The 11968-nt window shown below is 67.2% G+C and carries 10 protein-coding genes; 8 read left to right on the top strand and 2 right to left on the bottom strand.

The features are described 5' to 3' along the window. Positions 1-1308: DUF349 domain-containing protein (locus A9W95_RS04075; RefSeq protein WP_067409347.1), on the bottom strand; the 1308-nt coding region annotated here is incomplete at its 3' end. Positions 1309-1862: 554 nt separating this feature from the next. Between A9W95_RS04075 and A9W95_RS04080 the strand changes: the two genes are divergently transcribed. The 7 genes from A9W95_RS04080 (at position 1863) to A9W95_RS04110 (ending at position 8541) form a co-directional block, all read left to right on the top strand. Continuing rightward, on the top strand, positions 1863-2807 hold the full coding sequence (locus tag A9W95_RS04080) for a DMT family transporter (RefSeq protein WP_067409348.1): 945 nt from the start codon (positions 1863-1865) through the stop codon (positions 2805-2807). A 16-nt stretch (positions 2808-2823) separates the two neighbouring features. Continuing rightward, the gene (locus A9W95_RS04085) at positions 2824-3507 is read left to right on the top strand and encodes a hypothetical protein (protein ID WP_067409349.1); all 684 of its coding nucleotides are present in this window, start codon (positions 2824-2826) and stop codon (positions 3505-3507) included. Next, positions 3504-4433, top strand: a complete 930-nt coding sequence (gene miaA, locus A9W95_RS04090; RefSeq protein ID WP_067409350.1) for a tRNA (adenosine(37)-N6)-dimethylallyltransferase MiaA — start codon at positions 3504-3506, stop codon at positions 4431-4433. The genes A9W95_RS04085 and miaA overlap by 4 nt, the downstream gene beginning before the upstream one ends. Positions 4434-4437: 4 nt before the next feature. Then, complete coding sequence (gene dapF, locus A9W95_RS04095) at positions 4438-5310, top strand: diaminopimelate epimerase (protein WP_067409351.1); 873 nt, start codon at positions 4438-4440, stop codon at positions 5308-5310. Positions 5311-5356: 46 nt separating this feature from the next. Further along, positions 5357-6796 (top strand): GTPase HflX, encoded by a 1440-nt coding sequence (gene hflX, locus A9W95_RS04100; protein WP_067409352.1) that lies wholly within the window; start codon positions 5357-5359, stop codon positions 6794-6796. A gap of 112 nt (positions 6797-6908) precedes the next feature. Then, the gene (locus A9W95_RS04105; protein WP_067409353.1) at positions 6909-7262 is read left to right on the top strand and encodes a VOC family protein; all 354 of its coding nucleotides are present in this window, start codon (positions 6909-6911) and stop codon (positions 7260-7262) included. A 118-nt stretch (positions 7263-7380) separates the two neighbouring features. Continuing rightward, positions 7381-8541, top strand: a complete 1161-nt coding sequence (locus tag A9W95_RS04110; RefSeq protein WP_067409354.1) for an acyl-CoA dehydrogenase family protein — start codon at positions 7381-7383, stop codon at positions 8539-8541. Between the two features lie 6 nt (positions 8542-8547). Here A9W95_RS04110 and A9W95_RS04115 read toward each other — a convergent pair whose 3' ends face one another. Next, entirely contained in the window at positions 8548-9729 is a 1182-nt protein-coding gene (locus A9W95_RS04115; protein WP_067409355.1) for a TerC/Alx family metal homeostasis membrane protein, read from the bottom strand. Positions 9730-10019: 290 nt separating this feature from the next. Between A9W95_RS04115 and A9W95_RS04120 the strand changes: the two genes are divergently transcribed. Further along, a partial coding sequence (locus A9W95_RS04120) for an LGFP repeat-containing protein (RefSeq protein WP_082982882.1) occupies positions 10020-11968 on the top strand: 1949 nt, incomplete at its 3' end.

The raw sequence follows: 11968 nt of genomic DNA on the forward strand, positions 1-11968 counted from the left end.
GGCTTCTTTGGTCCGGCCGGCGGCCGCCGCCTTCGCGGCCTGCTGCTCGAATTGCTCGGCGCGGGTGCGGAATTGCTCGGCGCGGGCCTGCGCCTGCGGGTCTGACCAATCCGCCTCGCCGGCGTCGCGCACCTTCTTTTCCACCGCACGCAGCCGTCGTTCCAATTCGGCGGACCGCTCCCGCGGCACCCTGCCGATCGCATCCCATTTCTCGACGATCGAACGCAACGCCGCCCGGGCGGCGTCGTGATTGCTGGTGTCGAGCTTCTCCGCCTCGGCCAGCAGCGCCTCCTTGGCCGAAGCGTTGGCCCGCAACTCGGCATCCTTGGCCGCGGTCGCCGCATTGCGCGCGGTGAAGAAGGAATCCTGAGCGGCCTTGAAGCGCCGCCACAACGCGTCGTCGACGTCCTTGCTGGCGCGCCCGGCCGCCTTCCACTCGGTCAGCAGCTTGCGGAACTCCGCACTCGTCGGACCCCAGTCCGTCGAGTCGGACAGTTCTTCGGCTCGCTGACACAGCCGTTCCTTGGCCTGCCGCACCCCGGACCGCTCGCGGTCGAGTTCGGCGAAGTAGGCCCCACGGCGCCGGTTGAAGTTGTCGCGCGCCGCCGAATACCGCTTCCACAGGGCGTCGTCGACCTTGCGGTCCAGGCCGCTGATCGTCTTCCATTCCTCGAGGATCGCCCGCAACCGGTCGCCGGCCGTCTTCCACTGCGTGGAGTTGGCGGCCAGGTCCTCCGCCTCGGCGGCCAGCGCCTCCTTGCGGGCGGTCTGCGCCGCCCGGTGTTGGTCACGCTTGGAGCGCTCCGCGGCGGCGATCGAGTCCGCCTGCTCACGGATCGCGGTCAGCCGAGCCGCCAATGCGTCGATGTCACCGAGCACGGTCGCGGCCGGCAGTGTCTCGGCCAGCGCCGCGGCGCTGGCCCTGATCTTGCGGGCATCGCCGGTCCCGGACGCCAATCGCTCCTCGAGAAGGGTGACCTCGGTGCTCAAATCGTCGAATCGCCGGCCGAAGTGAGCGAACGCCGCTTCCGGATCGCCGGCCTGCCAGGACCCGATCACCCGCTCGCCGGCGGCGGTGACCAGCCACACGGTGCCGTCGTCGTCGACGCGCCCGAATCGGTGCGGGTCGCTGTGCGGGTGCGCCGGCGCGGGGTGGGTGGTGGACCGGGCTACCGGGCGGGCGCCGGGGCGCGGCCCGGGTCGGGGTATCGGACTGGGAATGGGTCCGCGCGGGGCGCTCGGCAGCGGCTGAGACTGCGGCCCTGTTGGCGGGGCCGAATCACTGGTACGGGGCTCGTCAGCCATCATCCGCTCGTCACCTACCCTTCGCGCGATCGAATACCCGCGCACCTGCCGCGCGAAGCGGCACCACTTTCCGGTCGGCCGGTTAGTTGGACGCCTCCTAAACCTCTCCAACCGATTCCAACCGATATTGAAGCAGCTTGACGGCCTGCGTGCCGCCACCTTTCCCGCAGCGACGCGGTGGCGGCCGGTGCGACCCGGCCACCCTGCGCCCTGACGCCTGCCAAAACCTCTCGCCGCCTTGCGATTCCACATCGATTAGCGGTCAGCCGATCACATCTGGGTTGCCGTTCTATTGCACACCCGGCCGGCGCTGCGCCGAACGGTACCGTTGCGAAAGGCGTTCGGTACACGTGGCGTGGGAGCTGCTGCCCGAAGCGGGTCGAATCTGCCGCTACCTAGCGGGCACACAGCTCACCCATAGTCGACTACAGCTGATACTCAGGTCGGCGCGCAAGGATCTAGGACGTTAGCATTGTTGAACTGCCAGCGAACGCCAGGTGTACTCGCACCTGCCGGGGGAACGCAGGTCAGGAACCAGGACTTATTAGGGGTCGTCCATGACTAAGGTCGAAATCGCCGCGATCATCGCGTTATTTGCGGCCCTTGCATCGGCGACCGGTGACGTCGTCCGGCAGCGGTCCGCTCACCAGATCACCGACAAAGAAGTCGGCCACCTCGCCTTGTTCGGCATGTCGCTGCGCGATACCCGGTGGTGGTTGGGCGGTGCGGCGGCGGTGCTGAACTACAGCCTGCAGGCCTTCGCGCTGGCCTGGGCTTCGGTGATGTTGGTGACCGCGCTTCAGGTGACCGCGCTGCTGTTCGCTTTGCCCATTTACGCCCGCGTCGCCCATCACCGGATAACCCGCTACGAGTGGTTGTGGGCGCTGGTCCTGGCCACGGCGTTGGCCCTGGTCATCAGCGTGGGTGACCCATCGGCCGGCCATCAGCGCGCGTCGCTGCACACCTGGATCATCGTCGGCGCGATCATGGGCCCGATCCTGGTGCTGTGCGTGGTGACGGCGCGGATCTTCACTGGCCGTCCCGCCGCCGCAATCCTGCTGGCCGTGGTCTCTGGGTCGTCGTTGGCTTTGTTCGCGGTGCTGACCAAAGGCGTCGTCGAGGTGCTCGAGGACGGCTTCGGCGCGGTGTTGCGCGCCCCGGAGTTCTATCCCTGGTTGGTGGTGGCTTTGGCCGGCATGGTGTTTCAGCAGTCGGCCTTCCGCGCCGGCGCGCTGACCGCGTCATTGCCGACGATGACGGTCGCTAAGCCGGTAGTCGCCACCATCCTCGGGGTGACCGTGCTGGGCGAATCGTTGCACGTTCAGGGGCCCGAGGTGGTGGTGCTGATCGCAGCCGTGGCCGTGGTGATCGCGGCGACGGTCGCACTGGCGCGCGGCGAGGCCGCCACCATGGTTGCCGAGACCGGTCGCGACAAGCTGGACGAGCACGCTGCGGTCGGTGAATCCGCGGATCCGGTGGTGGCGGTAGAGGGCAGGCCGTAGCGGATAGTTTGGTGGCGTGCTGAGCGCCATCGCCATCGTTCCGTGCGCGCCGGTGCTGGTTCCCGAATTGGCGGGCGTGGCGGCCGCGGAGTTGAGCGACCTGGCGGCCGCGGTGACGGCGGCGGCAACAGCGCTGCCCCAGCGATGGATTGCGGTAGGCACCGGCCGCGCCGAAGAAGTCATTGCCGGGGGCAGCGGCACTTTCGCGGGCTTCGGTGTGGACTTGCCCGTACGACTCTCCCCGGAATCGGCTGACGAGCCGGCTGACTTACCGCTGTGCGCGCTGATGGCCGCCTGGCTTCGCGGCCGGGTCCGTCCGGATGCCAGCGTCGCGGTTCACCTCTACGGCGCCGAGCTGGGGGCCGACGCCGCGGTGGCGAAGGGCAGGCGGCTGCGCGCCGAGATCGACCAAGCGCCGGACCCGATCGGTGTGCTGGCCGTCGCCGACGGCGTCAACACACTGACCCGGACTGCCCCCGGCGGGTACCAGCCCGGCAACGCCGACGCGCAGCAGGCCTGCGATGAGGCGCTGGCCAGCGGTGACGTCGCCGCGCTGACCCGGCTAGCCGCGCCGGTGCTCGGCCGAGTGGCCTTCCAGGTCCTGGCCGGCCTGGCCGAACCACGGCCGCGATCGGCCGAAGAGCTCTACCGCGGCGCTCCCTACGGGGTGGGCTACTTCGCCGGCGTCTGGCAGCCATGAGGCCCTTGGCGATCATCGGGCCCACCGGCACCGGCAAGTCGCAACTCGCGCTCGACGTCGTTGACCATCTCGTCGGCGAAGTACCCGCCGAAATCGTCAACGCCGACGCCATGCAGCTCTACCGTGGCATGGACATCGGGACCGCCAAACTGCCGGTCGCCGCCCGCCGCGGCATTCCGCACCATCAACTCGACGTCTTGGACGTCACCCAGACCGCGTCGGTGGCGCGATACCAGCAGGCGGCGACCGCCGATATCGAGGCGATCGCGGCCAGGGGAGCGGTGCCCGTCGTGGTGGGCGGTTCCATGCTCTACATTCAGTCGCTGCTCGACGACTGGTCTTTCCCCGCGACCGACGCCGCCGTGCGCGCCAAGTGGGAACAACGCCTGGCCGAGGTCGGCGTGGCTAGCCTGCACGCCGAACTCGCGCGCCGCGATCCGGCCGCAGCGGCGGTCATCTTGCCCACCGATCCTCGCCGCACCGTGCGGGCGCTGGAGGTGATCGAGCTGACCGGCCAGCCGTTCGCTGCCTCAGCGCCGCGCATCGGCTCCCCGCGATGGGGCGCAGCGATCATCGGTTTAGATTGTGACACAACACTTCTCGACGAACGACTGCAGCGGCGGACCCAGGCGATGTTCGACGACGGCCTGGTCGAGGAGGTCCGCGGACTGCTGGATCGCGGACTGCGCGACGGCGTCACCGCCGCGCGCGCCCTGGGTTACGCGCAGGTGATCGCGGCCCTGGACGCCGGCGGTGGCGCTGACCACCTGCGTGACGCCCAAGAGCAGACGTTCATCGGCACCCGCCGCTATGTGCGGCGACAGCGGTCATGGTTTCGCCGGGACCCCCGGGTGCACTGGATCGATGTGGGGACGGCCGACCGCGCCGTCGACGAGGCGTTGCGGGTGTGGCGGGACGTAACCTGAACGGGTGAGATTCGCCAAGGGCCACGGCACGCAGAACGACTTCGTGCTGCTGCCTGACGTCGAGGCCGCGCTGACGCTGACCCCCGCCGGGGTGGCCGCACTGTGCGACCGGCACCAGGGACTCGGCGCCGACGGCGTGCTGCGAGTCACTACCGCCGCCGCCGCGCTGAGCGCCGGCGTGCTGGACCGCCTGCCCGACGGCGTCGACGCGACCGACTGGTACATGGACTACCGCAACGCCGACGGATCCACCGCGCAGATGTGCGGCAACGGCGTGCGGGTGTTCGCTCACTACCTGAGGGCCAGCGGACTGGAGGGTCGCGACGAATTCGTCGTCGGCTCGCTGGCCGGCCCCCGGCTGGTCTCGCTGCACCACGCCGACCCGACCAGCGCCGACATCACCGTCGACATGGGCAAGGCCAACAAGCTGGGCGCCGGTGAAGCCACCGTCGGCGGCAGGCGGTTCGCCGGGGTGGCCGTCGACGTCGGCAATCCGCATCTGGCGTGTACCGATCCCCAGCTGACCGTCGAAGATCTGCGCGCGCTGGACGTCGGGGCGCCGGTGGACTTCGACCCGGGGCAGTTCCCGCAGGGCGTCAACGTCGAAGTGCTGACGCCACCGGCCAACGGCGCGATCTGGATGCGGGTGCACGAACGCGGTGTCGGGGAAACCCGTTCGTGCGGCACCGGAACCGTGGCGGCGGCCGTCGCCGCGCTGGCAATAGACGGGGCCGAGACCGGCACGCTCACGGTCCGGGTGCCCGGCGGTGACGTCGCCGTCACCGTCACCGACGCCACCAGCTTCCTGCGGGGACCCTCGGTACTGGTGGCACACGGCGAGCTGAGCGAGGAATGGTGGCGGTCCCAACAGCGTTAAATCAGATGCGCGCCATCGAATTTGCGTGCAACATTGCAGATTGCCTATGAATCAACCCGAGAGATATTCAGAGATTCCTCATCCCACTGCGCCGGCTGCCGAACCGAGCACCGGCGAACTCGCTTTAGAAGACCGCTCGGCGCTGCGCCGGGTGGCCGGGTTGTCGACCGAACTGGCCGACATCTCCGAGGTCGAATACCGCCAGCTGCGCCTCGAAAGGGTCGTGCTCGTCGGCGTGTGGACCGACGGCACCGCCGCCGAGAACCAGGCGAGCCTGGCCGAGCTGGCTGCGCTGGCCGAAACCGCCGGCTCGCAGGTGCTCGAAGGGCTCATCCAGCGCCGCGACAAGCCCGACCCGTCTACCTACATCGGTTCGGGCAAGGCCGCCGAGCTGCGTCAAGTGGTGGTGGCGACCGGCGCCGACACCGTCATCTGCGACGGTGAACTTTCGCCGGCCCAGCTAACCGCGCTGGAGAAGGCGGTGAAGGTCAAAGTCATCGACCGCACCGCGCTGATCCTGGACATCTTTGCCCAACATGCGACCAGCCGGGAGGGCAAGGCCCAGGTGTCGCTGGCGCAGATGGAGTACATGTTGCCCCGGCTGCGTGGTTGGGGTGAGTCGATGTCGCGGCAGGCCGGCGGTCGCGCCGGCGGCAGCGGCGGCGGCGTGGGTTTGCGCGGCCCCGGTGAAACCAAAATCGAGACCGATCGTCGGCGTATCCGGGAACGGATGTCCAAGCTGCGTCGCGACATCAAGGCCATGAAGCAGGTCCGCGACACCCAGCGCAGCCGCCGGCTGCACAGCGACATGCCCGCCATCGCCATCGTCGGCTACACCAACGCCGGCAAGTCCAGCATCCTCAACGCGCTGACCGGCGCTGGCGTGCTGGTCCAGGACGCCTTGTTCGCCACCCTGGAGCCCACCACCCGCCGCGCCGAATTCGACGACGGCCGGCCGTTCGTCCTGACCGACACCGTCGGGTTCGTCCGTCACCTGCCCACCCAACTGGTCGAGGCATTCCGGTCCACGTTGGAGGAAGTCGTCGACGCCGATCTGCTGGTGCACGTGGTCGACGGCTCCGACGCGAACCCGCTGGCCCAGATCAGCGCCGTGCGTCAGGTGATCTCCGAGGTCGTCGCCGACCACAACGGCGAGGCCCCTGCCGAACTGCTGGTGGTCAACAAAATCGACGCCGCGAGCGACCTGATGCTGGCTCAGCTGCGCCATGAGCTGCCGGACGCGGTATTCGTCTCGGCGCGGACCGGTGACGGGGTGGCCGCGCTAAGGCAACGCATGGCCGAGCTTGCCGCCCCGACCGACACCGCCGTCGATGTGGTCATCCCCTACGACCGTGGCGACTTGGTGGCTCGGGTGCACGCCGACGGGCGGGTCCAGGAAGCCGAACACAACTCCCACGGCACGCGGATCAAAGCGCGGGTTCCCGTTGCGCTGGCGGCCAGCTTGCAGGAATACGCCACGCGCTGACGGCGCCGGAGGCCTGACGTTCACCGCGAGTTGACGTGTGTCGTCGGTCCGCGTGGGTACTCCGGCGGGTGAGAGCGTCCAGTGCGCTACCCACCAGTGAGGGAGTAGATGAATGGCATCAGGAGTGGCCACGGTTTGGCTTCCAGTTACGGACATGAACCGTGCGGTGAAGTTCTACGGCGACGTTCTCGGGCTTGAAGTCCGCCAACAAAGCGACGAGTGGACCGAGGTCGATGCGGGCGGTCTTACCGTCGGCCTGAATGCCCGCGAGACGGCATCCGGCAGTTCGGGCGGTGGCGCCGTCATTTCCTTCCGACCCGACGGCGGTATCGAGGACGAGGTGTCCCGCCTCCAAGACGCCGGCGTGGAATTCTCCGGCGGCATCAGTGAGCACCCCTGGGGAAAGATTGCGCCGTTCAAGGACTCAGAAGGCAACGATCTACAGCTCTACGCACCGCCCAACTAGGCCGGGTGGTTCCACCGGCTGAGTGAGCTCGATCGCGCCCGCTGCCGACCAACCGTCTGGTTGGTATATGTTGGGCGGCAGAGATCGCGTCGATTCAGAATGGCCGGAGGTCGTAGGCATGGGCAGTGCCGTCAAATACCAGCGCACCCTGTTCGAACCGGAACACGACCTGTTCCGCGAGTCCTACCGCGGCTTCCTCGAACGCCACGTCGCGCCGTACCACGACGAATGGGAAAAGGCCAAGATCGTCGACCGCGGCGTATGGCTCGAGGCCGGCAAACAAGGATTCCTCGGCATGGCCGTGCCCGAGGAGTACGGCGGCGGCGGCAACGCCGACTTCCGGTACAACACGATCATCACCGAGGAAACGACGGCCGGACGCTTCAGCGGGATCGGCTTCGGTCTGCACAACGACATCGTCGCGCCCTACCTGCTGGCCCTGGCCACCGAAGAACAGAAGCAACGCTGGCTGCCCAAGTTCTGCAGCGGCGAGATCATCACCGCCATCGCCATGACCGAGCCGGGCACCGGTAGCGACTTGCAGGGCATCAAGACCCGGGCGGTCAAGCAAGGTGACCACTACGTGCTCAACGGGTCGAAGACCTTCATCACCAACGGAATCAACGCCGATCTGGTCATCGTCGTCGCTCAGACCGACCCGGAGAAAGGCGCGCAAGGCTTCTCCCTGCTCGCCGTCGAGCGCGGCATGGAGGGCTTCGAACGCGGCCGTCACCTGGACAAAATTGGCCTGGACGCCCAGGACACCGCCGAACTGTCATTCACCGACGTGCACGTGCCGGCCGAAAACCTGCTCGGCCAGGAGGGGATGGGCTTCATCTACCTCATGCAGAACCTGCCCCAGGAGCGGATCTCGATCGCCATCATGGCGGCGGCCGCCATGGAGACCGTGCTCGAGCAGACGCTGCAATACACCAAGGAGCGCAAGGCGTTCGGCAAGTCCATCGGCAACTTCCAGAACAGCCGGTTCCTGTTGGCCGAACTGGCCACCGAGGCGACCGTGGTGCGCATGATGGTCGACGAGTTCCTCAAGTTGCACCTCGAGGGCAAGCTGACCGTGGAGCAGGCCGCCATGGCCAAGTGGTACACCACCGAGAAGCAGGTGCACTTGATCGACCGTTGCCTGCAGTTGCACGGCGGATACGGCTACATGCGCGAATACCCGGTCGCCCGGGCCTATCTGGATGCGCGGGTGCAGACCATCTACGGCGGAACCACCGAGATCATGAAAGAGATCATCGGCCGCAGCCTGGGCGTGTAACGCCGACTATCGGTGCCCGTCGTGGGCGTCGTGCGCCCGTTGCAGGAGCTCGATCAACTCGACTTCCTGGTCGATCTCCGCGCGGAATTTCGTTGGCAGCGCGTCGATTCGGCGCTCGGCGTCTAACAGTTCGGCGAAGACCTTGTCCCGTTCGCTGCGCTCCGTCCCATGGTGCAGGTCGAGGTACTCGATAGCGTGACGGCGGGCGCGTGAGGCAGCGTTTTGCTTACGCCCCCGCCCGGAAAGCAGTGACGCCAGGGCGGTGATGACCAGGACGACGACGATGACGGTCAGCGATACCGTCGTGCTCACTTCCACCACGGGAACCGGATCGCCGTGGTTGATGAACGGAATGCTGTTGTCGTGCAACGCTTCCAGCATCAGCTTGACGCCGATGAAGGCGAGGATCGCGGCCAGCCCGTAGGACAGGTAGATCAGTCGGTCCAGCAGGTTGTCCAACAAGAAGTACAGCTGGCGCAAACCCAATAGCGAGAAGGCGGTGGCGGCAAAGACCAGGTAGACATTCTGGGTCAGACCGAACATCGCCGGCACCGAGTCGAACGCAAACAGCACGTCACTACCACCGACAGCGACCATCACCAGCAACAACGGCGTCATCACCCGCCTGCCGTTTTCGGTGACCACCAACCGGTCACCGTCATAGTGCTCCGATGTCCGCAGGAACCGGTTGGCCAACCGGATCACCACATTGTCGGCGTTGCGGCTCTCGGCCCCTTCGGGTTTGACGAGGTTGCCCGCCATGACCAGCAATGCCAACCCGAACACGTAGAACGCCATGTTGAAGTTATCGATCAACGCGGCGCCCAGCACGATGAAGACGGTGCGCGCGACAAGGGCGAACGCGATGCCGAACAACAACACCTTCTGCTGAGCCACCCGCGGCACCGCGAAACTGCTCATGATCACCAGGAACACGAACAGGTTGTCCACCGACAGCGCTTCATTGCTCAGATAGCCGGCGAAATACTCGATGGCCATGCCGGTGCTGCCGAAGACGGCCACGCCCACGCCGAACACGATCGCAATGCCGATATAGATGGCGGACCAGATGGCCGCTTCACGTAGCGTCGGCACGTGGGTATTGCGGATGTGGAAGAAATAGTCGAAGAACAGCAGGCCCGCGATCAAGACGATCGTGAGGGCCCAGACAACTCCGGAAACACCCATCGCTGCTGGGTTTCCTCTCACGGCATCGGTCCGGCGGGGGTCTTCGGCACGGTAACCCACCCCCTCATCGGGCCGCACCTCGGTTGCTCCCGACCCGAGCGCGGCCCCGCATCATTTCGACATCGGCTGGGTATCCGTTTTCGTAATATTTTTGATTTGACTTCGCATTTGTCGTTCGCCATAGCAAAGTTATGCGAGCCCGGCGACGATGCGGATCGTAGCTGGGTGACGGCCCACGGCGGGAAAACCGCCGGCTCGCAAGGCGGGTGGGGCAGCGGCTGGGAGGCTTGGTGAGCGGGCAGAGAGGTCAATTGAGCAGGCTGGTCGGACGGGCACTGGTCAGCTTGGCGGCGACAGCCGTGCTGGCCGTCTTCGCCGCACCCACGGTGGTGGCTTCACCGATCGGTGATGCCGAAGCGGCCATGATGGCCGCCTGGGAGAAGGCCGGTGGCGACACCTCGACGCTGGGCGCCCGCAAGGGTGACGTCTACCCCGTGGGCGACGGCTTCGCCCTCGACTTCGACGCCGGCAGGATGTACTTCACGCCGGCGACCGGCGCCAAGTACATGTACGGCCCGATCCTCGACAAATACCAGGCGCTCGGTGGCCCGGACGGCAGCGATCTCGGTTTCCCGACCATCAATGAAGTTCCGGGCTTAGCCGGGCCGGACAGTCGGGTCAGCACCTTCTCGGCGAGCGACAACCCGGTCATTTTCTGGACGCCCGACCACGGCGCGTTCGTGGTGCGCGGCGCGCTGAACGCGGCGTGGGACAAGTTGGGCAGCTCCGGTGGGGTGATCGGCGTCCCCGTCGGCGACGAAACCTACGACGGCGAAGTCACCGCGCAGAAGTTCAGCGGCGGCGAGATCAGCTGGAACCGCAAGACCAAACAATTCAACACCACACCACCGGCGTTGGCCGACCAACTCAAGGACCTGCAGGTCGCCATCGACCCCACCGCCGCCATCAACATGGCGTGGCGGGCCGCGGGCGGCGCGTCCGGCCCGTTGGGCGCCAAGAAGGGCGGCCAGTACCCGATCGGCGGGGATGGGGTGGCGCAGGACTTTGCCGGCGGCAAGGTCTTCTTCAGTCCGGCCACCGGCGCCAACGCCGTCGAAAGCGACATCCTGGCCAAGTACGAGTCGCTGGGCGGTCCGGTCAGCAGTGATCTGGGTTTCCCGGTGTCCAACGAAGCCGACGGCGGGGTCGGCCCGTCCAGCCGGGTAGCGATGTTCGCCGCGGCCGACAAACCGGTGATCTTCTGGACACCTGATCACGGCGCGTTCGTCGTGCGGGGAGCCATGAAGGCAGCCTGGGACAAGCTCAAGGGCGCCAGCGGCAAACTGGGCGCGCCGGTCGCCGATCAGACCGTCGACGGCGATGTCATCTCGCAGAAGTTCACCGGCGGCAAGATTTCGTGGAACCGGGCCAGGAATACCTTCAGCACCGACCCGGCCAACCTGGCGCCGCTGCTGTCCGGCCTGCAGGTGTCCGGGCAGAACCAGCCCAGCGCATCCACCCCGCCGGCGCACGGAAAAGGTTTCACCTGGCACTGGTGGTGGCTGGCGGCCGCCGTCCCGGTCCTGCTGCTCATCGTCATGTCCGTATTGGTGATCAACGGGATGCGGCGACGGCGGGCGCGGCCGGATACCGCCGCCTACCCGTCTGACCTCGACGCCTATGCCCGGGAACGGGACCCTGACGCGGGCTACGAGCCCGCGGGTGACGCCCGCTGGTCGCATGACGACACCCACCAGGACCTCGACTACGGAACCGAACGGTTCCCGTTGAGCGACGAGAATCCGCCCGACCATGCCGCCGAGGAGGCCGAAGCGGCCCCGCGGGTGAGTTGGCGCCGCGGCGCCGAAGGGCCGGCCGAGGAGGCGGAGCCGGTGCGAAGCCCCGGAGCCTACGATGTCGAGCACGACTTCGAGGCGCGCGAGGACGAAGACCCCGACTCGGTCGACACCACACCCATCCGTCCAGTGACCGAGGCCGAACTGGTCGAACCGATCACTCCGGAGCCGCACGTTCCGGAAACCGCCGCCCCGGAAGCCTTCGCCGTTCCGGAAACCGTGGCGGACGAGGTGGTAGTCCCCGAGACACACCTAGCTGATAGCGACGTCCCTCGCTATGGCGTTTCGGCAGATACAGACTTGGCCGACGCGGTGTTCCCGGACACGTTCTATCCGAGTGATTCGCGCACCGAGGCGTTCGATCTGGACGCCGCCCCGGCGGA

Origin of the sequence: Mycobacterium sp. 1423905.2, from assembly GCF_001673155.1 — a bacterium.
Lineage (GTDB): Bacteria > Actinomycetota > Actinomycetes > Mycobacteriales > Mycobacteriaceae > Mycobacterium.

What these genes read in the sequence shown, in the direction of transcription:
- A9W95_RS04105 (WP_067409353.1), top strand. Translation starts at nt 6,909, where the DNA reads ATGGCATCAGGAGTGGCCACGGTTTGGCTTCCAGTTACGGACATGAAC.
- hflX (WP_067409352.1), top strand. Translation starts at nt 5,357, where the DNA reads ATGAATCAACCCGAGAGATATTCAGAGATTCCTCATCCCACTGCGCCG.
- A9W95_RS04115 (WP_067409355.1), bottom strand. Translation starts at nt 9,729, where the DNA reads ATGGGTGTTTCCGGAGTTGTCTGGGCCCTCACGATCGTCTTGATCGCG.
- A9W95_RS04080 (WP_067409348.1), top strand. Translation starts at nt 1,863, where the DNA reads ATGACTAAGGTCGAAATCGCCGCGATCATCGCGTTATTTGCGGCCCTT.
- miaA (WP_067409350.1), top strand. Translation starts at nt 3,504, where the DNA reads ATGAGGCCCTTGGCGATCATCGGGCCCACCGGCACCGGCAAGTCGCAA.
- A9W95_RS04110 (WP_067409354.1), top strand. Translation starts at nt 7,381, where the DNA reads ATGGGCAGTGCCGTCAAATACCAGCGCACCCTGTTCGAACCGGAACAC.